Source organism: Hansschlegelia beijingensis (assembly GCF_014196425.1).
GTDB lineage: Bacteria > Pseudomonadota > Alphaproteobacteria > Rhizobiales > Methylopilaceae > Methylopila > Methylopila beijingensis.
Genome location: NZ_JACIDR010000002.1, coordinates 291,830 through 315,157, shown reverse-complemented (window position 1 = coordinate 315,157; position 23,328 = coordinate 291,830). Strand labels below are relative to the sequence as shown.

General features: G+C 70.9%; 25 protein-coding genes and 1 tRNA gene. 15 read left to right on the top strand and 11 right to left on the bottom strand.

Going from position 1 to position 23,328, the window contains the following annotated elements; genetic code table 11:
- The first annotated feature begins 43 nt into the window (after positions 1-43).
- Positions 44-766, top strand: coding sequence for an acetoacetyl-CoA reductase (gene phbB, locus GGR24_RS07915; RefSeq protein ID WP_183394801.1), 723 nt, complete (start codon positions 44-46; stop codon positions 764-766).
- Between the two features lie 63 nt (positions 767-829).
- Positions 830-1,711 (top strand): aromatic amino acid exporter YddG, encoded by an 882-nt coding sequence (gene yddG / locus GGR24_RS07910; protein ID WP_183394800.1) that lies wholly within the window; start codon positions 830-832, stop codon positions 1,709-1,711.
- A 3-nt stretch (positions 1,712-1,714) separates the two neighbouring features.
- On the opposite strand, the gene GGR24_RS07905 is transcribed toward yddG, so the two are convergent.
- Positions 1,715-2,161: a cupin domain-containing protein gene (locus tag GGR24_RS07905; RefSeq protein WP_183394799.1), complete on the bottom strand. Its 447-nt coding sequence runs from the start codon at positions 2,159-2,161 to the stop codon at positions 1,715-1,717.
- Positions 2,158-2,925 carry a hydroxyacylglutathione hydrolase gene (gloB, locus tag GGR24_RS07900; protein WP_183394798.1) on the bottom strand — a complete coding sequence of 256 codons (768 nt, stop codon included), beginning with the start codon at positions 2,923-2,925 and terminating at the stop codon, positions 2,158-2,160. The genes GGR24_RS07905 and gloB overlap by 4 nt, the downstream gene beginning before the upstream one ends.
- Positions 2,926-3,040: 115 nt before the next feature.
- Here gloB and GGR24_RS07895 point away from each other — a divergent pair, with 115 nt between their 5' ends.
- Complete coding sequence (locus GGR24_RS07895) at positions 3,041-3,802, top strand: class I SAM-dependent methyltransferase (protein ID WP_183394797.1); 762 nt, start codon at positions 3,041-3,043, stop codon at positions 3,800-3,802.
- On the opposite strand, the gene metW is transcribed toward GGR24_RS07895, so the two are convergent.
- The 3 genes from metW to GGR24_RS17850 form a co-directional block, all read right to left on the bottom strand.
- Complete coding sequence (gene metW / locus GGR24_RS07890) at positions 3,789-4,442, bottom strand: methionine biosynthesis protein MetW (protein WP_183394796.1); 654 nt, start codon at positions 4,440-4,442, stop codon at positions 3,789-3,791. The genes GGR24_RS07895 and metW overlap by 14 nt on opposite strands.
- Positions 4,443-4,762: 320 nt before the next feature.
- A complete protein-coding gene (locus GGR24_RS07885; RefSeq protein ID WP_183394795.1) occupies positions 4,763-5,722 on the bottom strand; it encodes a LysR substrate-binding domain-containing protein in 960 nt (319 codons plus the stop codon).
- 234 nt (positions 5,723-5,956) lie between these two features.
- On the bottom strand, positions 5,957-6,175 hold the full coding sequence (locus tag GGR24_RS17850; RefSeq protein WP_343066234.1) for a hypothetical protein: 219 nt from the start codon (positions 6,173-6,175) through the stop codon (positions 5,957-5,959).
- Between GGR24_RS17850 and GGR24_RS07880 the strand changes: the two genes are divergently transcribed.
- The 6 genes from GGR24_RS07880 to GGR24_RS07855 all read left to right on the top strand — a co-directional run bounded on the left by GGR24_RS07880 (position 6,075) and on the right by GGR24_RS07855 (position 12,990).
- Positions 6,075-7,199 (top strand): ABC transporter substrate-binding protein, encoded by a 1,125-nt coding sequence (locus GGR24_RS07880; protein WP_343066233.1) that lies wholly within the window; start codon positions 6,075-6,077, stop codon positions 7,197-7,199. The two genes, GGR24_RS17850 and GGR24_RS07880, sit on opposite strands and share 101 nt — an antisense overlap.
- A gap of 135 nt (positions 7,200-7,334) precedes the next feature.
- Positions 7,335-8,210, top strand: coding sequence for a branched-chain amino acid ABC transporter permease (locus GGR24_RS07875; protein WP_183394794.1), 876 nt, complete (start codon positions 7,335-7,337; stop codon positions 8,208-8,210).
- Positions 8,207-10,003, top strand: coding sequence for a branched-chain amino acid ABC transporter ATP-binding protein/permease (locus tag GGR24_RS07870; protein ID WP_183394793.1), 1,797 nt, complete (start codon positions 8,207-8,209; stop codon positions 10,001-10,003). The genes GGR24_RS07875 and GGR24_RS07870 overlap by 4 nt, the downstream gene beginning before the upstream one ends.
- The gene (locus GGR24_RS07865; protein ID WP_183394792.1) at positions 10,000-10,734 is read left to right on the top strand and encodes an ABC transporter ATP-binding protein; all 735 of its coding nucleotides are present in this window, start codon (positions 10,000-10,002) and stop codon (positions 10,732-10,734) included. The genes GGR24_RS07870 and GGR24_RS07865 overlap by 4 nt, the downstream gene beginning before the upstream one ends.
- Before the next feature lie 35 nt (positions 10,735-10,769).
- Positions 10,770-11,465 (top strand): cyclase family protein, encoded by a 696-nt coding sequence (locus tag GGR24_RS07860; protein WP_183394791.1) that lies wholly within the window; start codon positions 10,770-10,772, stop codon positions 11,463-11,465.
- A gap of 100 nt (positions 11,466-11,565) precedes the next feature.
- Positions 11,566-12,990, top strand: a complete 1,425-nt coding sequence (locus GGR24_RS07855) for an amidase family protein (RefSeq protein ID WP_183394790.1) — start codon at positions 11,566-11,568, stop codon at positions 12,988-12,990.
- A gap of 113 nt (positions 12,991-13,103) precedes the next feature.
- On the opposite strand, the gene GGR24_RS07850 is transcribed toward GGR24_RS07855, so the two are convergent.
- Positions 13,104-13,177: transfer RNA gene (locus GGR24_RS07850), tRNA-Gly, on the bottom strand.
- Between the two features lie 153 nt (positions 13,178-13,330).
- Between GGR24_RS07850 and GGR24_RS07845 the strand changes: the two genes are divergently transcribed.
- Together GGR24_RS07845 and GGR24_RS07840 are read left to right on the top strand one after the other, a co-directional pair.
- Entirely contained in the window at positions 13,331-13,513 is a 183-nt protein-coding gene (locus GGR24_RS07845) for a hypothetical protein (RefSeq protein WP_183394789.1), read from the top strand.
- 12 nt (positions 13,514-13,525) lie between these two features.
- The gene (locus GGR24_RS07840; protein ID WP_183394788.1) at positions 13,526-14,116 is read left to right on the top strand and encodes an SCO family protein; all 591 of its coding nucleotides are present in this window, start codon (positions 13,526-13,528) and stop codon (positions 14,114-14,116) included.
- On the opposite strand, the gene GGR24_RS07835 is transcribed toward GGR24_RS07840, so the two are convergent.
- Positions 14,107-15,879, bottom strand: coding sequence for a glycosyltransferase family 2 protein (locus tag GGR24_RS07835; protein WP_183394787.1), 1,773 nt, complete (start codon positions 15,877-15,879; stop codon positions 14,107-14,109). The genes GGR24_RS07840 and GGR24_RS07835 overlap by 10 nt on opposite strands.
- Before the next feature lie 275 nt (positions 15,880-16,154).
- On the opposite strand from GGR24_RS07835, the gene GGR24_RS07830 reads away from it, so the two are divergent.
- From GGR24_RS07830 to GGR24_RS07820, 3 genes are all read left to right on the top strand, one after another.
- Complete coding sequence (locus GGR24_RS07830; RefSeq protein ID WP_183394786.1) at positions 16,155-17,063, top strand: transporter substrate-binding domain-containing protein; 909 nt, start codon at positions 16,155-16,157, stop codon at positions 17,061-17,063.
- Between the two features lie 72 nt (positions 17,064-17,135).
- Positions 17,136-18,812: a lysine--tRNA ligase gene (locus GGR24_RS07825; protein WP_183395202.1), complete on the top strand. Its 1,677-nt coding sequence runs from the start codon at positions 17,136-17,138 to the stop codon at positions 18,810-18,812.
- A complete protein-coding gene (locus GGR24_RS07820) occupies positions 18,809-19,123 on the top strand; it encodes a DUF6460 domain-containing protein (RefSeq protein ID WP_183394785.1) in 315 nt (104 codons plus the stop codon). The genes GGR24_RS07825 and GGR24_RS07820 overlap by 4 nt, the downstream gene beginning before the upstream one ends.
- A 4-nt stretch (positions 19,124-19,127) precedes the next feature.
- Here GGR24_RS07820 and GGR24_RS07815 read toward each other — a convergent pair whose 3' ends face one another.
- A complete protein-coding gene (locus GGR24_RS07815; protein WP_183394784.1) occupies positions 19,128-20,216 on the bottom strand; it encodes a quinone-dependent dihydroorotate dehydrogenase in 1,089 nt (362 codons plus the stop codon).
- Complete coding sequence (locus tag GGR24_RS07810; protein ID WP_183394783.1) at positions 20,213-20,560, bottom strand: DUF952 domain-containing protein; 348 nt, start codon at positions 20,558-20,560, stop codon at positions 20,213-20,215. The genes GGR24_RS07815 and GGR24_RS07810 overlap by 4 nt, the downstream gene beginning before the upstream one ends.
- A 200-nt stretch (positions 20,561-20,760) precedes the next feature.
- On the opposite strand from GGR24_RS07810, the gene GGR24_RS07805 reads away from it, so the two are divergent.
- Positions 20,761-21,390: a S24 family peptidase gene (locus GGR24_RS07805; protein WP_183394782.1), complete on the top strand. Its 630-nt coding sequence runs from the start codon at positions 20,761-20,763 to the stop codon at positions 21,388-21,390.
- Between the two features lie 4 nt (positions 21,391-21,394).
- Here the strand turns inward: GGR24_RS07805 and GGR24_RS07800 are convergent, their stop codons facing one another.
- Positions 21,395-22,141, bottom strand: a complete 747-nt coding sequence (locus GGR24_RS07800) for a sugar phosphate nucleotidyltransferase (RefSeq protein WP_183394781.1) — start codon at positions 22,139-22,141, stop codon at positions 21,395-21,397.
- Between the two features lie 88 nt (positions 22,142-22,229).
- On the bottom strand, positions 22,230-23,225 hold the full coding sequence (locus tag GGR24_RS07795; RefSeq protein ID WP_183394780.1) for a complex I NDUFA9 subunit family protein: 996 nt from the start codon (positions 23,223-23,225) through the stop codon (positions 22,230-22,232).
- Between the last annotated feature and the right edge of the window lie 103 nt (positions 23,226-23,328).

Sequence of the window (23,328 nt, the reverse complement as noted above, 5' to 3'; positions counted from 1 at the left end):
CGCTCAGGGGCGGCTTGCGCCCTGATTTCCACGGGAGGACGACATGGCGCGCACCGCGCTCGTGACTGGCGGCACTCGCGGCATCGGCGAGGCGATCTCGATCGCCCTGAAGAAGGCCGGCTACAACGTCGCCGCCACCTACGCCGGCAATGACGAGAAGGCGCAGGCCTTCAAGGCCGACCACGGGGTCGCGGTGTTCAAGTGGGACGTGGGCGATCCGGAAGCCTGCACGGCCGGCGTCGCCAAGGTGGAGGCCGAGCTCGGGCCGGTCGACATCCTGGTCAACAACGCCGGCATCACCCGCGACGGCATGTTCCACAAGATGACCTTCGACCAGTGGCGCGACGTCATGCGCACCAACCTGGACTCGATGTTCACGATGACCAGGCCGGTGATCGACGGCATGCGCGAGCGCGGCTTCGGCCGCATCATCAACATCACCTCGATCAACGGCCAGAAGGGCCAGATGGGCCAGGCCAACTACTCCGCCGCCAAGGCCGGCGTGATCGGCTTCACCAAGGCGCTCGCGCAGGAGAACGCCAAGAAGGGCATCACGGTGAACGCCATCGCGCCCGGCTACATAGCGACCGAGATGGTGATGGCGGTGCCGGAGAAGGTGCGCGAGTCGATCGTCGCCACCATCCCGGTCGGGCGGCTCGGCGAATCGGACGAGATCGCCGACGCGGTGCTCTATCTCGCGGGCGACAAGGCGGGCTTCGTGACCGGCTCCACGCTCACGATCAACGGCGGCCAGTACATCGCCTGACGGCGCGGGCCGCGACGTCCGCGCCAAGTGACGGCGGCGGCATGGCGGGCTAAGGACCGCGCCATGCCGCCCGCCCGCGCCACCGCCATCGGCCTCATCGCGATCGGCCTCTGGTCGACGCTCGCCCTGCTCACCGCCGCGACGGGGGCGACGCCGCCCTTCCTGCTGACGGCGCTGACGTTCGCGATCGCGGGCGCGGCGGGGCTGGCGGTCGCCGCGTTCCGGCCCGGCGGTCTGGCGGCGCTGCGCCAGCCTTGGCCGGCCTGGCTGCATGGCGTCGGCGGCCTGTTCGGCTTCCACTTCTTCTATTTCACGGCGCTGCGGCTCAGCCCCCCGGCGGAGGCCAGCCTCGTCGCCTATCTGTGGCCGCTGCTGATCGTGCTGTTCTCGGCCGCCCTGCCGGGCGAGCGGCTGGCGCCGCGCCATGTGCTCGGGGCGCTGTGCGGCCTCGCGGGGGCGGCTCTGCTCATCGGTGGCCGCGGCGGCGGCTTCGCCTTCGGCGGCGCCCACCTCGCCGGCTACGCCTCGGCGCTCGTCTGCGCGGTGATCTGGGCCGCCTATTCGGTCTCCGGCCGGCTGCTCGCGCGCGTTCCCACCCAGGCGCTCGCCGGTTTCTGTCTCGCGACCGCAGCGCTGGCGGGGCTCTGCCACCTCGCGCTGGAGCCGACGATCTGGCCCGCATCCGCCGGCGAATGGCTGGCGGTGGCGGCGCTCGGCCTCGGCCCGGTCGGGCTCGCCTTCTTCGCCTGGGACGTGGGGATGAAGCGCGGCGACGTGCGTCTTCTCGGGGTCGCGGCCTATGCGGCGCCGCTGTTCTCGACGCTGCTGCTGGTGGCGTTCGGCTATGCGCAGCCGAGCGGCGCGCTGGCGCTCGGCTGCGCGCTCATCGTCGGCGGCGCGCTGATTGCGACGCTCGGCCGGCGGCGGCCGGGAGGCCGGGGCTGAGCCTCAGCCGCCGGACGGCCGCCAGTCCGGCGGGGCGAGCTCGAAGCCCGCGAAATCGAACCCTGGCGCGACCGTGCAGCCGACCAGCGTCCAGCGCCCGAGCGGCCGCGCGGCCTGCCACCAGCCGGAGGGCGCCACCAGCTGCGGGGCCTCGCCGGCCGCGATGTCGGCGCCGAGCCGCAAGGTCTGCGTCTCGCCGCCGTCGGCCGACAGGCTGAGCTCCAGGGGATCGCCTGCATAGAAGTGCCACATCTCGACCGCGTCGACGCGGTGCCAGGCCGACCGCTCTCCGGCCGCGAGCAGGAAATAGATCGCGGTCGAGCGGCTGCGGCCGGCGGCGTCGGTCGCCGGGTCGCGGTAGGTCTCGCGGAAATGCCCGCCTTCGGGGTGGGGCTTGAGGTCGAGCAGCCGCACGACCTCCGCGGCCGAGAGGCCGTCGAGGGCGGTCATGCGCGGTTCTTCCGTGCGCGCAGTTCGGTGAAGACCGCCACCGGGTCGCCGGGCGGCAGCCCCAGCGCGGCCGCGACCTTGTCCTCGCCGGCGCGGAGAAAGAGGTTGGTCGCCTTCTCGGCGCCGATCGTCGTCGGCACCGTCGGCCGGCCGGCCGCGCGCGCGGCCTCGATCTTCTTCAGCCGCTCCCCGATCGCGGCGTCCTCCGGCAGCACGGAGGCGCAGAAGCGCGCGTTCGACGCGGTGTATTCGTGGCCGCACCAGACCGTCGTGTCGCTCGGCAGCCGGGCGAGCTTCGACAGCGAGCCCCACATGGCGGCGGGCGTGTCCTCGAACAGCCGGCCGCAGCCCATCACGAACAGGGTGTCGCCGGCGAACAGCCATTTCTCCGCCGGCTCGTGGAACACGACGTGGCCCTTGGTGTGGCCCGGCGTCGCGATGGTCTCGAACCGCCAGGCGCCGACCTCGGCCACGTCGCCTTCGGAGAGGGTCCGGTCCAGGCCGGGAATCGCATCCGCCTCCGCGGCGGGACCGAAGGCGGTCGCGCCGAAACGGCTCTTCAGCTCGGCGAGCCCGTCGATGTGGTCGGGGTGCTTGTGCGTGATCAGGATGTGGCTGAGGCCCCAGCCGCAGCTCTCGAGCGCCTGGGCGATCGGCGCGGCCTCGGGCGCATCGACCAGCGCGACGACGTCGCTCCCGGGATCGCGCAGCAGCACCGCGTAATTGTCTGACAGGCAGGGGACGAGGACGATCTCGGCGGGCATGACGTCTCCAGTTCGGGCGGGCGCACAGGCTATAGGCGACCGCCTCGCGGTCAAGCTTGCGGGATCGTCCCGGCCGCCAGTCGAATGATGGCCTCCAGCCGGCTACAGTCTCCTCATGGCCATGGACATCCTCGATCTCCGCGACTTCTACAGCCGTCCGCTGGGCGAGTTCGCGCGCCGCATCCTGCGCGGCAAGCTGCGCGAGCGCTGGAGCGACGTCCGCGGCATGCGGGTGCTCGGAATCGGGTTCGCGACGCCGTTCGTGGGCGTGTTTCGCGAGGATGCGGAGCGGGTGCTGGCGTTCTCGCCGTCGCAGCAGGGCGTCGCCGGCTGGCCGCTGGACCGGCCGAACGCCGCCGGACTGGTGGACGACGAGATGTGGCCGCTGCCGGACGCCGCCGTCGACCGGATCGTGGCGGTCCACGCGCTCGAAACCTGCGGCAGCGCGACGGAATTCCTGAACGAGGCCTGGCGCTGCCTCGCCCCCGGCGGCCGGCTGATCGCCATCGTCCCGAACCGCCGGGGCGCCTGGGCGAAGCTGGACACCACGCCGTTCGGCTATGGCCGGCCGTTCAGCCGCAGCCAGCTGACGGAGCTGCTCCGCGAGGCGCTGTTCGCCCCGGAGGGGTGGGACGAGGCGCTGTTCATGCCTCCGGTCGAACGCGGGCTGGTGTTTCGCTCCGCGGCGCCGCTGGAGCGTCTCGGCGCCCGGCTGTGGGCGCCGTTCGCCGGGGTGCACATCGTGGAGGCCAGCAAGCAGGCGGTGCGGCCGCTGCCGGCCCGTTCGCCGCGGCGCGTGGCGCCGGCGCGGGCTCTCAGGCCGGCGCCCCTCGGGGTTCCGGCGCCCGCGCCGCGCCGGGACACTATTTCCGGCTGAGCAGAAACACGCCCTGGGCGCCGAACAGGTTCCAGAACCACCAGGGCGCGTTCACCGGCGCGGGGCGGCCGGTGGCGTCGAGCGCGACCGCCCGCTCCATGCGCGCGCCGAGCAGATCCACGAGGTCGACGAAGTCGCGGATCGTGCAGAGATGGATGTTCGGGGTCTCGTACCAGGGGTCGGGCAGGTTCGCGGTCTGCGGCATGCGGCCCTCGAGCAGGAACTGCATCCGCACCCGCCAGTGGCCGAAATTCGGGAACGACACGATCGCGCGGCGGCCGATCCGCAGCAGATCCTCCACCACCGCCTTCGGCCGCCTCGTGGCCTGCAGGGTCTGCGAGAGGATCACGTAATCGAAGGCGTCGTCGGGGTAATGCGCGAGATCGGCGTCCGCGTCGCCCTGGACGACCGAGAGCCCGTGCGCCACCGAGGCGTTCACCCCCGACTGGGAAATCTCGATGCCGCGGCCGTCGACGCCGCGCCGGGCGATCAGAAGCCGCAGCAGCGCCCCGTCTCCGCAACCGACGTCGAGCACGCGCGAGCCCGGCTGCACCATCTCGGCGACCAGCAGATGGTCCGGGCGCGGCGCGGCCGCGAGGGTCTCGGCGGGCACGGGGGAGGCGGCGTCGAGAACGGTCATCGGGTTCTCACATGCGGCGGACGCGCTGCGCCTGACTGAGGCGAGCGCCGTCCGATACGCCATTCGGCGCAGCCGGCAAAGCGCGGAGAACCGCTGCGCGGCGGCAAGATCGAGAGCAGGCGAACATCGGGCAACGGGACCGAGCCCTCGCATGCCGCCCGTGGAGGCGCCTCGCGCCCCGCCCGATCGGAAAACGCGTCAAAGCGTCCCATCAGCGACAGCACCCTGTGGACCCGCCGGGCCGTCGCGCAGGGCGTCGCGTTTCCTCGTCCGGGAACGGCGCTGCTGAAAGCTCGACGGAGACGGCACAGGCTACCCCCTTAGGAAACGCGTCGCCTCGGCATCCTCTGCGCTTCGACGGTGGTGAGCTTCGCGGACCAGACCTTCCGCTTGACGAGATCCGCGATCACGTCCGCGGTGATCTGCGCCGTCAGGTCCGCGATGCGCGGACTCAACGTCCGCTTTGAGACCACGACCGACAGCCGCCACGACGGCGTCGGGTCGACGATGCGGACGGTTTCGAGCTCCCCGCGCGCGATCTCGTCGGCGAAGGCGAAGTGCGGCATCACGCCGAGGAAACGGCCGCCGCTGACCATCTTGGCGATCGCCGGCAGGCTGTCGCAGTCGACCGCGCGGGGCGTCAGGTCCTGCCGCGCGGCGAGCCGGTGGAGCACCGTCCGCAGCACGTTCGGCCGGCCCGGCAGGACGAGCGGCAGATCGAACAGGCGCGCGAAGGGGATCTCGCCGCGCGCCGCCAGCGCATGGCCTTTCGGCACGAACAGCAGCAGCTCCTCGACCATCATCTCGGTCCAGGCGACGTTCTCGAAGGCCTTGTGGTCGTAGAGCAGGGCGACGTCGATCCGCCCGGCCTGGATCAGCTCGTCGAGATAACCGCTCATCGCCTCGACGACCCGCAGGTCGACGTTCGGCAGGCGCTGCGCGAAGGCGGCGTAGAGATCGGGCGCGAGACCGCGCGCCGCGGAGGTCGGCAGACCGACCAGAACGCGGCCCGACGGGCTCTCGGTGAGCGATCGCAGATCAGCCTTGGCGTCGTCGGCCTCCTCGAGGATGCGCCGGGCGCGCTCGCTGAAGCGCAGACCGAGCTCGGTGGGCGTGACGCCGCGGGCATGGCGCACCAGAAGCTCGACGCCGAGCTCCTCCTCGAGGTTGCGCACCTGCTGGCTGAGCGAGGGCTGCGCCACGCGCAGGATCTCCGCCGCACGCGAGAAATTGCCGCTGTCGACGATCTGCACGAAGTAGCGAAGCTGCCTGAGATCCACGGCTTCTAACGGTCCTGTGTTGACATTTTTGAACCTGCCTAATATTTGATCATTCGCCCATTTTATGGGTCTTTTCCAGGAAAAAATCACTTTAATCAGCGCGTTAGGCAGCCTCATGGCGTGCTTGGCCGTGAGTAAACGGCAAGCCATAGGTTGGGGCAATAGCTGTGATCGGAAAACCGTCTTTGATTGCGTTCGGGCGGTCCGTCAGCTTTCACGCGATCTTTAAGTCGATCACCCTTCGTCACCGCGCTGCGGCTTGATGTCCGAGAGGTTCAACATGGCGTCGACAAGACTATCGCGCAGCTCCGGCTGGCTGGCGGCTGCGGCCGTCGCGCTCTTCCCGTCCGCCGTGCTTGCCCAGAAGGCGCCCTGCATTGGCAATTCTGTCGCGACCACTGGTCCGGCGGCGTTTGGCGGCGCGGCGATCAAGATGGGCGCCGAGATCGCCATTGAAGAGATCAATGCGAAAGGCGGCGTGCTGGGTCAGAAGCTGAAGCTCATCCAGTATGACGACGCCGGCGCGCCGCCCCGCGGCGTCGACAACACCCGCCGCGTCGCGCTCGCCGACAAGTGCGTGGCGATCCTCGGCGGCTACCACTCCACCGTCACGGTGGCGCAGGCCGAGCCCGTGAACGCGATCGGCATTCCGTTCATCGGCGTGCTCGCCGCCAACACCAAGGCGATCGAGAACGGCAAGTCGCCGAACTTCATGTTCCGCGTTTCGGCCAAGGACAAATGGGTCGCGCGCTTCCTCGTCGAGAAGGCGGTCGCGCAGTCGAAGACCGGCAAGATCGCGTTCTTCTACGAGAACACCGGCTGGGGCAACGGCGCGCTGCCGGACGTCCAGGCGGCGATGAAGGCCGCCGGCAAGGAGCTGGTCGCGACCGAGACCTTCAACTGGAACGACCAGGACATGACGCCCCAGGCGATCCGCGCCCGCGACGCCGGCGCCGACGTGGTGCTGTTCTGGGCGCTCGACCGCGAAGGCAACCAGATCCTCCGCTCGATGGACAAGGTCGGCTTCAAGCCGACGATCATCGGCGCCTGGGGCATCGCGGGCAATCTCGGCGAGCTCGCCGGTCCGCTCGCGAACGGCGTCCAGGTGGTCCAGACCTATACCTTCATGGGCGAGATGGACCCGAAGAAGAAGGCGCTCTGGGACAAGATCTCCGCGAAGTACGGTCTCAAGGACCCGCAGGAGATCAAGATGAGCTCCGGCGTCGGCAACGCCTATGACGCCATCTACATCATCGCGCAGGCGATCGAGAAGGCCGGCGCGTTCGACTGGGGCAAGGTTCGCGAGGCGCTCTACCAGGTGAAGCTGGAAGGTCTTGTGGCGAACTACGACCCGGCCTTCGACGCCTCCGATCCGGAGCGGCAGGATGCGATCCTTCCGCAGTACTACAAGGTCACGGCCTGGCAGGACGGCAAGCTGCTCCCGATCGAGCAGACCCCCTACGGCAAGAGCAACTGAGGCTTCGGACGGCGGCGCCTGGCGCGCGCCGTCCACCGCCAACCGTTCGGCAGGGGGGCTGCGGATCCCCGGCCGGCCGGACGCGGGCGGCTCCTCCCCCGGAACCGCCCGCGACATCCGAAAGCAGCGGAGTACATGACCACAATCCTGCAATACACGCTGTCAGGCCTCGCCATAGGCGGCGTCTACGCGCTCGTGGCGCTCGGCTTCCACATCATGTGGTCGACGGCCAAGGCCGTGAACTTCGCGCATGGCGACACCCTGATGATCGGCGCCGTGCTCGCCGTCATGGGCGTCGACGCCGGGATGCCGGTGTGGCTTGCCTGCTCGCTCGCCATCCTCGCCGGCGCGGTCTTCGGCGTGGCGCTGGAGCGGGTCGCGGTGCGGCCCTTCACGGCCCAGGCGAACTCCATCGGCTGGATGCTCTCCACGATCGCCATCGGCATCATGGCGGAGAGCCTCGCCACCATGCAGTTCGGCGGCTTCTCGCGGCCGCTGCCCTCTCCGGGCGTCGATCGCCCGATCAACGTCTTCGGCGCCGGCGTCTACCCGCAGGAACTGCTGATCCCCGCGGTCGCGATCGTGCTCACCCTCGGCCTCGGCCTGATGCAGAAGCGGACGCTGGTCGGCCGCGCCATGCGCGCCGTCGCCCATGACAAGCGCGCCGCCGCCCTGATGGGCATCAACGTCAACCGCATCGTCGCCCTGTCGTTCGGCCTTTCCGCGCTGCTCGGCGCCGGCGCGGGCGTGCTGGTCGCGCCGGTGATCCAGGCCTCCGCCACCATGGGCGTCCTGCTCGGCCTCAAGGGCTTCGCGGTCGCCATCATCGGCGGCATCACGAGCGCCCCGGGCGTGCTGGTGGCGGGCCTCGCCTTCGGCGTCCTCGAGAAATTCGTCGAGGGCTACATCTCGACCGCCGCCCGCGAGATCGTCGCCTTCGGCGTCATGATCGCGGTGCTGCTGGTGTTCCCGCAGGGTCTGTTCGGCAAGCGTGAGACGGTGAAGGTATGAGCCGGTCGCATCTCCTCGGCTTCCTGGCCTTCGCCGCGCTCCTCGTCGCGGTGCCGCTCACGGCGGAGAACGAGTACGAACTCCGCCTGTTCATGCTGTTCCTGATCTACGGCCTGATCGCCGTCGGCCTGAACGTTCTGGTCGGCCTGACGGGGCTCGTCTCGCTGGGACAGGCCGGCCTGTTCGCGCTCGGCTCCTACACCGGGGCGATCCTCGCCGTCCGGCTCGGCGCCGACCTCGTCACCGCGTCGATCGGCGCGGCCGTCGTGGCGGCCCTGTTCGGCGTCGCGCTCGCCTATCCCACGGTGCGCGTCCGCGGCGTCTATCTCGCGGTCGTCACCATCGCGTTCGGCATCATCGTCGAGAACGTCGCGATCGAGTGGACCGCGCTCACGGGCGGCACCACGGGCCTTTCCGGCATCCCGACGCCGAGCGTGTTCGGCTACGAGCTCACGGGCTACGGCTTCTACGGCGTGCTTGCGGCGACGCTGCTTCTGGCGACGCTTGCGGCCCACAACCTCACGGACAGCCGCTACGGCCGCGCCATGCTCGCGGTCTCGCAGAGCGAGATCGCGGCCCGCTCGCTCGGCGTCAACGCCACCGCGATGCGCATTCTCGCCTTCGTGGCGGCGGCGGTGACGGCAGGCGTCGCCGGCGTGTTCTACAGCTTCCTGAACCAGTACATCTCGCCGGACATCTTCACCTTCTCCGACAGCGTGCGCTTCCTGCTGATGGTCATCCTCGGCGGCGCGGCGACGACCTTCGGCCCGGTGCTCGGCGCGTTCGTGCTCACCTACCTCCCGGAGTACCTGCAGGACTTCCAGCTCTGGCAGAAGTTCGCCTATGGCGCGCTGCTGCTCGCCGTGATGTTCGTGCTGCCGCGCGGCGTCATGGGCACGCTCGGGCTCGGCCTCAAGCGGCTGCGCCCTGCGGCCCGCGGGCTCGACCCCGCGGAGGTGGCCGCGGCGGGGGCCGGACTGCCCGCGGCGTCCCGCGCCACGACGGCGGAGCTGGTCACGCAGGGGCTCACCGTGCGCTTCGGCGGGCTGACCGCCCTCTCCCACGCCAATGTCCGCGTCAAGGGAGGCGAGGTCCACGCGCTGATCGGGCCGAACGGCGCCGGCAAGTCCACCTTCGTCAACGCCATCTCGGGCGTGTACCGGCCGAGCGAAGGCGCGTTCGGGATCGACGGCGAGGATCTGACCGGCAAGAGCCAGCACGAGATCGCCCGCCTCGGCCTCGCCCGCACCTTCCAGAACACCGAGCTGTTCGGCGAACTCACGGTGCTGGAGAACGTCCTGGTCGGCGGCCAGTCCAGGCTTCGCTACGGCCTCGTCGACGCCCTGCTGCGCACGCCGCGGCGCAGGCGCGAGGAGCGCGAGCTTCGCGCGGCGGCGGTCGGGCTCCTGGCCTTCGTCGGGCTGACCGACCACGCCAACGAGGCCGCGCGCTACCTGCCCTTCGGCCTGCAGCGCCGGCTGGAGATCGCCCGCGCGCTCGCCGCCCGGCCGCGGCTGCTGCTGCTCGACGAGCCCGCGGCCGGCCTCACCAGCCAGGAGATCGACGAGCTCGCGGCGATGATCCGCAAGATCGCGGCCTCCGGCGTCTCGGTGCTGCTGATCGAGCACCATGTCGACCTGATCATGGCGGTCGCCGACACCGTGACCGTGCTCGACTACGGCCAGGTGATCGCCAGCGACCGTCCGGGCGTGGTGCAGAACGATCCGCGGGTGATCGAGGCCTATTTCGGCTCGCCCGTGGCCCATGGCGAGCTTTCGGAGGCCTCGGCATGAGCGCGAACGAGACCCTTCTCGAGATCCGGAATCTCGAGATCCGCTATGGCGCGGCCGTCGCCGTGCGCGACGTGTCGATGACCGTGAAGCGCGGCCAGCTGGTCGCGGTGATCGGCGCCAACGGGGCGGGCAAGTCCTCGCTGGTGCGCGGCGCGACCGGGCTGGTGCGCCCGAGCAGGGGCGAGGTGATCTTCCGCGGCGAGGACACCACCCGGCTCTCGGCCGACGCCAAGGTCCGGCGCGGCCTGGCGATGGCGCCGGAGGGGCGGCTGCTGTTTCCCGACCAGACGGTCGAGGACAATCTGATCCTCGGCGCCTACGTCCATGGCGGGCTGAAGGGCGCCCGCGCCCGGGAGACGCGCGAGCGGGTGCTGGAGATGTTCCCGCGCCTGCGCGAGCGGCTCGGCCAGCTCGCGGGCAGCATGTCGGGCGGCGAGCAGCAGATGCTGGCGATCGCCCGCGGCCTGATGGCGGAGCCCGAGCTGTTCGTCATCGACGAGCTCTCGCTCGGCCTCGCGCCCAAGATCGTCGACCAGCTGATCGGCGTGCTGCGCGAGCTCAACAGGCAGGGCCTGACCATCCTGCTCGTCGAGCAGCTCGCGGCGCACGCCCTGAGCATCGCCGACCACGCCTACGTCATCTCCAACGGGATCGTCGCGAAGGAGGGGCCGTCCGCGGCGCTCGCCCGTGATCCCGAGGTGATGGCGGCCTTCCTCGGCAAGGCCGCCTGAGCCTGTCTAAACGACACCTCATCCAAGGAGCATCCATGTCCCGCGTCGTCGACCTCAGCCTCACCGTCGAAGACAACATGCCGGCCCACAAGCTGTTTCAGCGGCCGGTCATCACCACCCACCTCAGCCATGAGAGCTCGGCCGCGTTCAATCTGGGCGTGCCCGGCGACGCGATGACGTTCCAGACCAACTTCATCGCGATGCTCGACCACGTCGGCACCCATGTGGACGCCTTCAAGCACGTGAACCCGAACGGCGCGCCGATCGACGAGATGCCGCTCGAGATGTTCATGGGCAAGGCGCTGTGCTTCGACCTGCGCCACATCCCGGACCTCGGCGACATCACCGTCGCCGACATGGAGGCGGCCGAGGAGAAGTGCGGCGTCAAGGTCGATGGCCACATCGTGCTGCTCTGCACCGGCTTCCACGCCCGCAACTATCCGGGCCTCGACTCCGTGTGGAAGAACCCGCTGCTGACCGTCGAAGCCACCCAGTGGCTCTATGACCGCGGCTCCAAGATGCACGGCGTCGAAGGTCCTTCGACCGACAAGCCGACCGACAACATCTTCGCGCAGCATCGCCTCTGCCGCGACCTCGGCGTCAGCCACTGGGAGTGGCTGGTCAACCTCGAGGAGCTCGTCGGCGCCGGCGAATTCCAGTTCTTCGGCGTGCCGATCAAGTTCAAGGGCGGCTCCGGCTCCCCGGTCCGCGCCTTCGCGATCGTCAACTGATCCCGTCGAGATAGCCCACCATCGTCATGCCCGGCGGCAGCCGGGCATGACGGCCGAGGCGGGCCGCCTCTTTAAGACCGCACCCGCCCGGAGAGCGACCATGTCCGCCGACTTCGACTTCATGAGCGCGACCGCGCTCGCGCGGATGGTGGCGACCAGGGCCGTCTCGCCGGTCGAGCTCACGCGCCGCGCGCTGGACCGCGCGGCGGCGACGCAAGGCTCGCTCAACGCCTTCTTCCTGCTGATGGAGAACGAGGCGCTGGACGCCGCGCGCGAGGCTGAGGCCGCGGTGCTGCGCGGCGACGCGCTCGGCCCGCTCCACGGCGTGCCGTTCTCGGCCAAGGACCTGATGGCCGTGAAGGGCCAGCGCTATGCGTCCGGCTCGCGCGCCACGGCGGACAACGTCGCGGACGTCGACGCGCCCGCGGTCGAGCGCGCCAAGGCCGCCGGCGCGATCCTGATCGGCAAGACCACGACCTCGGAGTTCGGCTGCAAGCCGGTCGGCGACAGCCCGCTCACCGGCGTGACGCGCCACCCCTGGGACCTGACGAAGACGCCCGGCGGATCGAGCGCCGGCGCCGCGGCTTCGGTCGCGGCGGGGATCACGCCGCTCGCGCTCGGCACCGACGGCGGCGGCTCGATCCGCATTCCCTGCAGCCTGACGGGCCTCGCCGGCATCAAGGGCCAGTTCGGGCGCGTCGCCGTATGGCCGACCTCGGCGACGCCGACGCTGGCCCATGTCGGGCCGATCGCGCGCTCGATCGAGGACGCGGCGCTGATGTTCTCCGCGATCGCCGGCTACGACCCGCGCGATCCCTTCTCGGTGGCGGGGCCGGTCCCGGACGTGCAGGGCGCGGTGGCGCGCGGCGTCGAAGGCCTGCGCGTGGCCTGGAGCCCGACGCTCGGCTACGCCCGCCCCGATCCGGAGGTGGTGGCCATCGCGGAGGCCGCGGCCAGGCGGCTCGCTGACGAGGGCGCGATCGTCGAGGAGGTCGACGGCGTGTTCGAAGGCGATCCGGGCGACCTCTGGATGGCGGAGTTCTACGCCGGCGTCGGCACGCGCCTGCGCAGCGTGGTGGAGACCAAGCGCGAACTGCTCGATCCGGCGGTCGCGGTGGTGCTCGAGGCGGCGCTGGCGCAGGAGATGCGCGGCTACTACGCCACGGTGTTCGAGCGCTATGCGCTGCGCGACAAGGTGCGCCGCTTCTTCGAGGGCTACGACCTGCTGCTGTCGCCGACGCTGCCCAAGGCGAGCGTGCCGGCCGGCGTGGACGTGCCGGAGGGCCTGGAGGACCGCACGCTGGTGAGCTGGGTGTTCTACACCTACCCGTTCAACCTCACCGGAAACCCGGCGGCCTCTGTGCGGGCCGGCCTCGCCGCCGACGGCATGCCGGTCGGTCTCCAGATCGTCGGGCGCGCGCTCGGCGAGGACGACGTGGTGGCGGCCGCCGCCGCGATCGAACGCGCCCAGCCCGACGACGCCGGCCTGTTCGCGAAGCGCCTCGCGCCGGAACTTCGCTCCTGAACCGAGGCGGGCGTCAGCGTCGAAGCCGCTGACGCTCCGACGCCTTCCTGCGCGCAGGAACACGTCTCGGCGGGAACGGCCGTCACGCAGGCGCTGGTGATTTCAGAAAAATCTGGAGCGGGCGAAGGGAATCGAACCCTCGTATGCAGCTTGGGAAGCTGCCGTTCTACCATTGAACTACGCCCGCGGCGGCGAGACCATAAGATGGCCGGCGGCGGCGGACAAGAGTCTGCTGAGGCGTCTCCGTCCCCGAAACGCGGGGTTTTGATCGGCGGCGCGTCGACGCGGGGACGCGAGAGGCGTAGGAAGCGCCGGCGGAACGCCGCAGTCGAGGAGCCGCATGAGCGGAGGTCGGGTTCAGCCGGAGAGCGCCGCGACGGGGTCGCGGCTCGCCGTGGCCTCCTGGATCGCGGCGGGCCTCGGCGCGGCGATGCTCGCCCTCGGCGGCGCCGCGCTTTGGGCGTCGGAAGGCGCTTCGGTGTTCATGCAGGCCGCGTTCTCCGCGCTGGCCGCGTGCTTCTGACGGAGTTCGGTCATGTCCCCTCGAAACGCGTTCTTCGCCGGCGCGGTCGTGTTCGCCCTCGGGGCGGTCGGCCTCGGAGCGGGGCTTCTGCACTTCCAGGACCGCGGGCTGACCGCCACGCAGACCTCGACGGTCGGCGGCCCGTTCAGGCTGGTGGATCAGGAGGGGCGGACGGTCACCGAGGCGGACATGAAGGGCAAGCCGCACCTCGTGTTCTTCGGCTTCACGCACTGCCCGGACGTGTGCCCCACCGCGCTCTACGAGATGACCCAGGCGCTCAACGCCATGGGCGCGGACGCCGAGAAGACCGAGGCGTTCTTCGTCACGGTCGACCCGGAGAGGGACACGCCGCAGGCGCTCAGGGACTACCTCAAGAGCTTCTCGCCGCGCATCCGCGGGCTGACGGGCACGCAGGAGCAGGTCGACGCCATGGTCAAGGCCTACAAGGCCTACGCCAAGAAGCAGCCGCTCGAAGGCGGCGACTACACGATGGACCACACCGCGGTGATCTATCTGATGGACCGCAACGGAAACTTCGTGGCGCCGATCAATCCGAAGCGCCCGCCGGAGGAGCTCGCGGCGGAGATCCGCCGCTACACCTGATCGGGCTGCGCGCGGCGGCGGGAGACGCCATGGGCCGTCTTCTCCCAGTGCGTCGTCCGCGCGACCGCGATCTGGTAGAGCGCGCGCCACGCCGCGACGCCCACCAGGAGCCAGTAGAACGGCATCGTGAACAGGTCCTGCGCCAGTCCGGAGGGGCCGCGCCGGTCGATTCCCATCCAGCCGCAGGCGAGACCGGCCGAGTAGCCCACGATCAGGTTGGTGACGTGGAGGCCGGCGAAGGCCGCGCCTGCGAGGCTCTCGGCCGGGGCCAGCAGCGAGCCGTCCAGCCCGCGCCACAGGATGAGCGCGAGCACGACCGGATAGGCGAGGGCGGTCGCCGCGACCCCGCCGATCAGCAGCTGAGCGGCCGCGAAGCTCAGCGGATCGAGCCGCCGGGCGAGGCCTGGCAGATCGCGGCCGTGAACCACCGCGGTCACCATGAAGCCCTTGATCCAGCGCGTCCGCTGCTTGAGCCACGGCCACAGCCGCAGCGGCGCTTCCTCCCAGGTGGTCGAGGCGATGGTGCGCGTCGACCAGCCGAGCCGCGCCAGCCTCAGCCCGAGATCGGCGTCCTCGGTGACGTTGCCCGGGTCCCAGCCGCCGACCGATCTCAGAGCCGCCGTCCGGAAGTGATTGGACGTGCCGCCGAGCGCGATCGGCAGGCCGAGCGTGCCGAGCGCCGGCAGCACGACGTCGAACAGCGCGGCGTACTCGATGGCGAACTGGCGGGCGAGCCAGCCGTCGGCGACATTGTCGATCGCGAGGCGCGCCTGGACGCAGGCGAGCTCGGGAGGCCCGCAGCGGAAGGCCTCGAGCGCCACGCGGAGCTGGTCGGGGTCCGGCCGGTCCTCGGCGTCGAACACGGTCAGGAACTGGCCGCGCGCGCCGAGCAGCCCCGCATTGAGCGCCCGCGGCTTCGTCTTCGGCCCGCCGGGCGGCAGGACGAGCACCTCCGTGCCCGGCCGCGGCGGGCGCGCCTCGAGCGCCCCGAGCGTCTCGCGGTCGCCCTCCTCGATCAGCAGCTTGATGTCGAGCTTGGCCGCCGGGTAGTCGAGAGCCTCAAGAGCGTCCAGCAGCCCCGGGACGACCGCCGCCTCCTTCGCGAGCGCGACCAGCACCGTATAGAGCGGCAGATCCCGGTCGGCGGTCCGCCGCTGCGGCTTGCGGTCGCTCGGCGGGGTGCAGGCGAGCCACAGCCGGAAGCCGTTGAGGGTCGCGAACAGCAGCCCCGAGCCGGCGATCACCGCGAGGCCCACCGCGTCGAACCAGAAGGCGCAGAGCGCCGCCGCCAGCAGCGTCGCTGAGGCGGCGTAGCGAAGGACCGGCGCGACCGCCGGCAGCCCGGCGACCGTGAGCTTCGGGAAGGTCAGCCCAGGGCCCTGACAGGCGCGCTCTGCGAGCGCGGCCCCGGCGCGCGCGGTCAGAAGATCCGCGAAGGCGCGCGTCCCCGCGAGGGCCACGTTGATCTGGCGGGCGCGTCCGCGTCCCACGAGCGCCAGCCGCCCGATCCGCGGCCCGCGCGCCGCGATGATCAGCCGGCTCCGACCGTCCGCCGTGGTCGCCCGCAGCACGCCTGTGCGGAGCGCGAGCGCATACGCGTCGGCGTCGATGGGCTCGCCCTCGAAATCCTCCGGGCCGACGAGCCCGACGCCGAGGCTCGCGGCGAGCGTCGCCGTCAGCGCGTCCTCCTCGAGCCCGCAGGACGCCGCCAGCGCGTCGAACGGCGCGACGCCTGCCCGCTCCGCCTCCGCGAGCGCATGCATGAGAGGACCGGGCGGGAAGCCGTTGGCGGCGAGCGCGGCGAACTCGGGCGGCAGGGCGGGCGTCGCCGCGTGCGGCCGCGCCTCCGGGCCGCGTGCTGCAGGCCGCGCGGCCGGCCAGGCAAGACGCGCGGCCTCGGCGCGCCCAGCGCTCTCTTGAGCTGGACCGATGTACAAGCTGACGCGAGCCTCGCCCCCCGGAGCGCCGCGCGAGCGGCGCGTGCACGCCAAGCCAAGGCCGAAAGTGTAAGATTGGCCCGGGCGAGGAGTCGAGTCGAATGCAACCTCTAGGTGTTTCCGCGTACCTGCTGAGAAGCGCGCTGGCTGTGGTCGCCCTGGCTTGCCTCGCCGTCTCGTCCGGCCGCGCAGCGGCTCCTGCGCCCGCAGGAGCCGCGCAAGCGGCCGCGGGAGCCGCGCAACCGGCCGTCGTCATCCCGCGCTTCTCCGACCCGAACGCGCGGATCGAAGGCCCGAACCTGCCCGCCGGCCGGGTCGTCCGGTGGGCGACGGGCGACGATTACGCGCCGTTCCACTACATCGACGCCGACGGTCAGCCCGCCGGCTTCGCGGTCGATCTGGCTCGGGCGGTCTGCAGCGAGCTCAAGATCGCCTGCACGTTGCAGGCATGGCGCTGGGACGCGCTGCTCGACACGATCGACAAGCGCCAGGCGGACGTCATCCTGGCGATGGTCCGGCCGTCGCCGGAGCTCCGATCGCGCTTCGCCATGTCGGCGCGCGTGCATCAGACGCCTGCGCGCTTCGTGGCGCGGCGCGACAAGGCGCCCGCGGAGGCGACGCCCGAAGCGCTCGCCGGCCGCGCCGTCGCGGTCGTGACGGGCTCGGCGCACGAGGCCTTTCTCAAGGCCTTCTTTCCCAAGGCGCAGCTCAAGACCTTCGAGAAGGCGGACGCCGCGCGGGCGGCGGTCCGGGACGGCGAGGCCGAGCTGGCGTTCGGCGACGCGGTCGCGCTCGCCTTCTGGCTCAACGGCACCTCGTCCAACGGCTGCTGCCGCTTCGTCGGGGGACCCTATGTGGACGCGCGCTATTTCGGCGAGGGGGTGGGGGTCCTGCTCAAGCCCGGAGACGAGAAGCTGCGGCAGGCGATCGACTACGCGCTGCAGCGCCTGGACGAGTCCGGCGCCTATGCGGAGATCTACCTGAAGCACTTCCCCATCGGGATCTGGTGACCCGCGCGTCATTGACGCGTGCGGGAAGCCGTTCTTAACGTGCGCCCCCTTTCGACCGGACCCCGCATGCAGATGACGATCGCCGATCCCGCAGCTCTCGCCGAACTCGCCCGCACCTCGAACGCCTGGCCGTTCGAGGAAGCGAAAAAGCTCGTCGAGCGGCTGAAGAAGCGGCCGAAGGACGGTCCGGTGCTGTTCGAGACCGGCTATGGCCCCTCGGGCCTGCCGCATATCGGCACCTTCGGCGAGGTCGCCCGCACCACCATGGTGCGGAACGCCTTCCGGACGCTGACCGAGGACAAGGTCCCGACGCGGCTGCTGTGCTTCTCGGACGACATGGACGGGCTGCGCAAGGTTCCGGACAACGTCCCGAACCAGGAGCTGCTGCGCGCCAATCTGGGCAAGCCGCTGACCGAGGTGCCGGACCCGTTCGGCAGCCCCGAGGGATCCTTCGGCGCCGCCAACAATGCGCGGCTGCGGGCGTTCCTGGATCAGTTCGGCTTCGACTACGAGTTCGCCTCCTCGACCGAATACTACCGCTCGGGCCGTTTCGACGAGACGCTGCTGCTGATGCTGGAGCGCTTCGAGCGGGTCATGGAGATCATGCTGCCCTCGCTCCGCGAGGAGCGGTCCGCGACCTATTCGCCCTTCCTGCCGATCCATCCGAAGACGCGCGTGGTCATGCAGGTGCCGATCGAGGAGCGGAACGTCTCCGCCGGCACGATCGTGTGGCGCGATCCCGAGACCGGCGAGCGGTTCGAGAGCCCGGTGACGGGCGGCCATGTGAAGCTGCAGTGGAAGCCCGACTGGGCGATGCGCTGGACCGCGCTCGAGGTCGACTACGAGATGTCCGGCAAGGACCTGATCGACTCCGTCAAGCTCGCGAACCAGATCTGCCGCGCGCTCGACGGAACGCCGCCGGAGGGCTTCAACTACGAGCTGTTCCTCGATGAGAAGGGGCAGAAGATCTCGAAGTCCAAGGGCAACGGGCTGACGATCGACGAGTGGCTCACCTATGCGAGCCCGGAGAGCCTGTCGCTCTACATGTTCCAGAAGCCGCGCGAGGCGAAGAAGCTGCACTTCGACGTCATTCCGCGCGCGGTCGACGAGTATTTCCAGTTCCTCGGCGGCTTCCCGCGGCAGGAGCCGAAGCAGCAGCTCGGCAACCCGGTCTGGCACATCCATGGCGGCCGCCCGCCGGTGATCGACATGCCGGTGACCTTCGCCCTGCTGCTGAACCTGGTCTCCGCCTCCAACGCCGAGAACCGGTCCGTGCTGTGGGGCTTCATCGGCCGCTACGCGCCGGGCGTCAGCCCCGAGACCCATCCGAAGCTCGACGAACTCGTCGGCTACGCGCTGCGCTACTACGAAGACCATGTGAAGCCGACCAAGCGCTTCTCGGCGCCGGACGAGGTCGAGCGCGAGGCGCTCGAGCGGCTGGCCGACGCGCTGGGCCAGCTCGACGCCGATCCGACCCCCGAGCAGGTCCAGGAGGCGCTCTACGACGTCGGCCGGGCCGTGCCGCGCTACCAGGACTTCAAGGCCAAGGGCGCCACGCCCGAGCGGCCCGGCGTGTCGCAGGAATGGTTCTCGGCGCTGTACCGGATCCTGATCGGGCAGGAGAAGGGGCCGCGCTTCGGCTCCTTCGCGGCGCTTTACGGCGTCGAGGAGACCCGCGAACTTATCCGTCGCGCGCTCGACGGCGAGCTGGCGCGGTCGGCCACGCCCGCCGAGGAGCCGGTCACATGATCTTCCGCCGCGACGGGGAGCCAGGACGCATGCGCTACGGATCGGCCGGCCTCACCCGCGTGTTCGGCGGCTCGCCGATCGGCGTTCTGGCCCGGCTCGCGCTGCTTTGCGTGATCGTCGGGCTGGTGCTCGACCAGCTCGACCTCGACGCCTTCGAGATCTTCCGCTGGGCGAGCCATCTGGTCAGGGACGCGATCGCCAACAGCGCGGACCTGCTGCGTCTGATCGGGCGCTATTTCCTGATCGGCGCCGTGGTGGTCGTGCCGATCTGGATCCTGCTGCGGGTCTTCCGCATCGGCTCCGGCCGCTAGGCGCTCAGCCGCCCGGCCCCGCCGCGGCGACCGCCGCGGCGTCCCGGCCGGTCAGGGAGGCGAGCGAGCCGGCCCCGGAGGGCAGCGCCGCCAGCAGATCCGCCTTGATGGCCTGAACCAGTCCGGGGCCCTCGAAAACCAGCGCGCTGTAGAGCTCGACCAGGGTCGCGCCCGCGCGCAGCTTGGCGAGCGCGTCGGCGCCCGACGCGATCCCGCCGACGCCGACGAGCGGCATCGCGCCCTCCATGCGCAGGAAGGCCTCGGCGAGCATCCAGGTGGAGCGGCGGAACAGCGGCGCCCCCGAAAGGCCGCCGGCTTCCTTCGCGGCCGGATCGCGCAGCGAGGCGGGCCGCGCGAGCGTCGTGTTCGAGACGATCAGCCCGTCGAGCCCGCGGGCGCGCGCCACCGCGACGACGTCGTCGAGGCCGGGCAGGTCGAGGTCCGGCGCGATCTTCAGCAGGACGGGGCGGCGGCCGGAGGCCGCCGCGGCCTCGTCCCGCGCCGCGATGACGCGCGCGACCAGATCGTCGAGCGCCGCGCGCGCCTGCAGGTCGCGCAGGCCGGGCGTGTTCGGCGACGAGATGTTGACGGTGAAGAAGGACGCGTAGGGCGCGAAGGTCCTCACCCCGGCCACATAGTCCGCCGTGCGGTCCGCGGCGTCCTTGTTCGCGCCGATGTTGACGCCGATGAGGCCCGGTCTCCCGGCGCGGGCCGCCAGCCGCCTGCGGGCCGCCTCCGCGCCCTCATTGTTGAACCCCATGCGGTTCACGATCGCGCCGTCCTGCGTCAGCCGGAACAGGCGCGGCTTGGGATTGCCGGGCTGCGGGCGGGGCGTGACGGAGCCGATCTCCACGAAGCCGAAGCCGAGCCCGAGCAGAGCGTCCGGCGCGCGCGCGTCCTTGTCGAAGCCCGCGGCGAGGCCGATCGGATTCGGAAAGTCGAGCCCGAAGGCGCGCACCGCGAGCCGCGGGTCGTCCGGGGGCGGAGCGCGGCGCGGCAGCCGCTCCAGCGCCGCGAGCGTCGCGAGATGCGCAGGTTCGGGCGACAGCGCATGCAGCGCGGCGCGCAGCAGCGGCCAGAAGGGGGCGATCACCGCATGTGCTCCGGAAAGACGTGCAGCCCGTCCGGCCCGAGCGGCAGCGGCTTCGCCCACATCACCGCGGAAAGCGGCAGCTCCCCGTAAAGGTGCGGGAACAGGGCGCCGCCGCGGGACGGCTCCCACTTGAGATCCGTCCCGAGCGCCGCCGCGTCGACCGCGACCAGCAGCAGCTCCTGCTGGCCGGCGAAGTGCTTCGCGGCCGTCTCCCGCGCCTGTTCGGCGGTCGAGAAGTGGATGTAGCCGTCGGCGTGGTCGACCGGCGCGCCCGTGAAGCGGCCGATGCGGTCGGCTTCGGCCCACAGGCCGGACGGCGCGATCTTGTAGATCACAGGAGGCATCGCTCGCTCCGGCTTCGCCCTGCGCGGCGCAGGGCGGAACACGTTCCGCCGCAGAACGTTGTGCGGCGACGCGGGAGCTTTAGGACCGCTCGGATCGTCGGACAAGCCCGGCCTCCCCGGAAGGTGGACACCGGCCTGAAAAGGTACTAATTCCTATCAAACAGGTCTCGCCTCGCGGCGGCCAGGGGACCATCAGGAACATGCTAGGCCACGGCCAGATCTGGGCTGCGATCGACGCCCTCGCGGCGAAGAACGGGCTGTCGGCGTCCGGGCTCGCCCGGAAGTCGGGCCTCGATCCGACGACGTTCAACCGCTCCAAGCGCATCGCGCCGGACGGCCGGCCGCGCTGGCCTTCGACCGAGTCGATCGCCAAGGCGCTCGAGGCGACCGCGACGAACCTCGACAGCTTCATGAGCCTGCTTGTGGAAGGCTCGCCGCGGCTGCGCCAGAACGTCCCGCTGATCGGGCTGGCCCAGGCCGGGCAGGGCGGCTTCTTCGACGACGCCGGGTTTCCGACCGGCCAGGGCTGGGACGAGATCGCGTTTCCGGACGTGGATCGCGAGCACGTCTATGCGCTGGAGATCTCGGGCGACTCCATGGCGCCCGCGTTCCGCGAGGGCGACGTGGTGCTGGTGGCGCCCGGCGCGGCCGTGAGGCGGGGCGACCGCGTGATCGTCAAGACCATGGACGGCGAGGTGATGGCGAAGGAGCTCGCGCGGCGCACCGCCAAGCAGGTCGAGCTGCGCTCGCTCAACCACGAATATCCTGATCGCTCCTTCGCCCCGAGCGAGATCGCCTGGATCGCCCGGATCGTCTGGGCGAGCCAGTAGGGCTTCAGAGGCCGCGCTTCACCCAGCCTTCGGTCATGGCGACGCCGCGATCGAGATCGGCCGGGAAATCGAGTTCGCTCCACTCGAGCCCTTCGATAGACCGCACCCCGACATTGCTGTGGTAGCGGGCGATGCCGTCGATCGCGGAGAGATACCAGCGCTTGAGGCCTTCCTCCGAGCGCATCAGGCGCTCGATCTCGCTCACGAAGGCGCGGCAGCCTTCCTCGGTGAAGCGCAGGAAGCCGATGGATTCGCCGGTGACGAGATCGTTCGGCAGCGTCTTGCCGATCGCGAGCAGCCGGTCGCCCTCGGTGCGGACCTTCATGTCGTCGGTGTCGTACTCGGCCTTGCGGTCGATCGTGACCGTGATCGGCGCGGTGGCCGGATCGGCGAGGACGCGGCGGGCGATCTCGGGCTCGATCAGCGTGTCGCCGTTCAGGATGAGGAACGGCCCCTTCATCTCGTGGCGCGCGATCCAGCAGCTCGCCAGATTGTCGGCCAGCTCGAAGAACGGGTTGTGGGTCGCCCGGACGGTCACGCCCGGCAGGCGGATGGCGTCGAGCGCGGCCTCGACCTTGCCGGCCTCGAACCCGGTCACGACCACGATGTCGGTAACGCCCGCCTCCGCGAGCGCGCGGACCTGCCACTCGACCAGCGGACGGCCCGCGAACGGGATCAGGCACTTCGGCGTCTCGGCCGTAAGCGGCAGCAGTCTCCGGCCTTGGCCTGCGCTCAGAATGATGGCTTTCACGTCGGCGCCTTCCTAAAGCCCGCCTCGGGGCGAGGCGCGTCCGATACCGCCATCGCGACGGCGAGGCAAACCGCCGCCGCGGCTCCGCTCAGCCTTCCTGCCGGGCTCTCTCGAACTGGCCGGCCCTGCGGAACCGCCAGAGATAGCTCGGCGCGACGGCGTCGAACGGGGTCGGGACGATGCCGAGGCCTTCCAGGGTGCGGCCGGCGGCGCGCGCCTCCTGGGACACGACGTTGTCGGTCTCCAGCATCGCCACCTGATCCGCCGTCAACGGCGCATTGGGGAGAATCTGGAGAACGCGTCCGGCCATGCGCGCCAGCCCGAACGGCAGCGGCGCGAGCAGGCGTCGCCGGCAGGTGGTCTTCAGCACGTAGCGCAGGATGTCCTTGAAGCTCAGGGTCTCGGGTCCGCCAAGCTCGTAGGCCTGCGGGCCGCCCGGAACCGCGCCCGAGACGGCGCGCGCCACGACCTCGGCGACGTCGCCCACGAACACGGGCTGGAACAGGGTGCGGCCGCCGCCGACCAGCGGCAGCGCCGGAGACATCCGCGCCATGGCGGCGAAGCGATTGAAGAACTGGTCCTCCGGGCCGAACACCACCGAGGGACGCAGGATCACGGCGTCCGGATAGACGGCCAGGACCGCCTCCTCGCCCGCAGCCTTGCTGCGCCCGTAGAGGCCGCGGCTGGCGCGGTCGGCGCCGATCGCCGACATCTGCACGAACCGGGCGACGCCGGCGGCGCGCGCGGCCGCCGCCACGACGCCCGGAGCGCGGGCCTGCACGGCGTCGAAGCTCTGCTTGCCGCTCTCGGACAGGATGCCGACGAGGTTCACCACGGCGTCCGCGCCCTGCACCGCCTGCGCGACCGATTCGGGGAAGCGGACATTGGCCTGCACGGCCACGATCTGGCCGACGCCGCCGAGCGGCTGCAGATGACCGGCGAGATCCGGCCGGCGGACCGCGACTCGGACGCGCCAGCCGTCGCGGGCGAGCGCGCGCACCACGTGCCGGCCGATGAAACCGGAGCCGCCGAACACGGTGACGAGCTTGTCCCCGACCGGCCGGCGGACTTCAGCGATCGTCATTCTTCTGGTCTCCTTGCGGCCTCGCGCCGCGGGCAGGCCAGACCTAAGACAGAAGCCGGGGGCCGTAAAGCGACCGCCGCGTCGCCTACGCCATTGACACGGC

What these genes read in the sequence shown, in the direction of transcription:
- phbB (WP_183394801.1), top strand. Translation starts at nt 44, where the DNA reads ATGGCGCGCACCGCGCTCGTGACTGGCGGCACTCGCGGCATCGGCGAG.
- yddG (WP_183394800.1), top strand. Translation starts at nt 830, where the DNA reads ATGCCGCCCGCCCGCGCCACCGCCATCGGCCTCATCGCGATCGGCCTC.
- GGR24_RS07905 (WP_183394799.1), bottom strand. Translation starts at nt 2,161, where the DNA reads ATGACCGCCCTCGACGGCCTCTCGGCCGCGGAGGTCGTGCGGCTGCTC.
- gloB (WP_183394798.1), bottom strand. Translation starts at nt 2,925, where the DNA reads ATGCCCGCCGAGATCGTCCTCGTCCCCTGCCTGTCAGACAATTACGCG.
- GGR24_RS07895 (WP_183394797.1), top strand. Translation starts at nt 3,041, where the DNA reads ATGGCCATGGACATCCTCGATCTCCGCGACTTCTACAGCCGTCCGCTG.
- metW (WP_183394796.1), bottom strand. Translation starts at nt 4,442, where the DNA reads ATGACCGTTCTCGACGCCGCCTCCCCCGTGCCCGCCGAGACCCTCGCG.
- GGR24_RS17850 (WP_343066234.1), bottom strand. Translation starts at nt 6,175, where the DNA reads ATGGCGATCTCGGCGCCCATCTTGATCGCCGCGCCGCCAAACGCCGCC.
- GGR24_RS07875 (WP_183394794.1), top strand. Translation starts at nt 7,335, where the DNA reads ATGACCACAATCCTGCAATACACGCTGTCAGGCCTCGCCATAGGCGGC.
- GGR24_RS07870 (WP_183394793.1), top strand. Translation starts at nt 8,207, where the DNA reads ATGAGCCGGTCGCATCTCCTCGGCTTCCTGGCCTTCGCCGCGCTCCTC.
- GGR24_RS07865 (WP_183394792.1), top strand. Translation starts at nt 10,000, where the DNA reads ATGAGCGCGAACGAGACCCTTCTCGAGATCCGGAATCTCGAGATCCGC.
- GGR24_RS07860 (WP_183394791.1), top strand. Translation starts at nt 10,770, where the DNA reads ATGTCCCGCGTCGTCGACCTCAGCCTCACCGTCGAAGACAACATGCCG.
- GGR24_RS07855 (WP_183394790.1), top strand. Translation starts at nt 11,566, where the DNA reads ATGTCCGCCGACTTCGACTTCATGAGCGCGACCGCGCTCGCGCGGATG.
- GGR24_RS07845 (WP_183394789.1), top strand. Translation starts at nt 13,331, where the DNA reads ATGAGCGGAGGTCGGGTTCAGCCGGAGAGCGCCGCGACGGGGTCGCGG.
- GGR24_RS07840 (WP_183394788.1), top strand. Translation starts at nt 13,526, where the DNA reads ATGTCCCCTCGAAACGCGTTCTTCGCCGGCGCGGTCGTGTTCGCCCTC.
- GGR24_RS07835 (WP_183394787.1), bottom strand. Translation starts at nt 15,879, where the DNA reads ATGCATGCGCTCGCGGAGGCGGAGCGGGCAGGCGTCGCGCCGTTCGAC.
- GGR24_RS07830 (WP_183394786.1), top strand. Translation starts at nt 16,155, where the DNA reads ATGCAACCTCTAGGTGTTTCCGCGTACCTGCTGAGAAGCGCGCTGGCT.
- GGR24_RS07825 (WP_183395202.1), top strand. Translation starts at nt 17,136, where the DNA reads ATGACGATCGCCGATCCCGCAGCTCTCGCCGAACTCGCCCGCACCTCG.
- GGR24_RS07820 (WP_183394785.1), top strand. Translation starts at nt 18,809, where the DNA reads ATGATCTTCCGCCGCGACGGGGAGCCAGGACGCATGCGCTACGGATCG.
- GGR24_RS07810 (WP_183394783.1), bottom strand. Translation starts at nt 20,560, where the DNA reads ATGCCTCCTGTGATCTACAAGATCGCGCCGTCCGGCCTGTGGGCCGAA.
- GGR24_RS07805 (WP_183394782.1), top strand. Translation starts at nt 20,761, where the DNA reads ATGCTAGGCCACGGCCAGATCTGGGCTGCGATCGACGCCCTCGCGGCG.
- GGR24_RS07795 (WP_183394780.1), bottom strand. Translation starts at nt 23,225, where the DNA reads ATGACGATCGCTGAAGTCCGCCGGCCGGTCGGGGACAAGCTCGTCACC.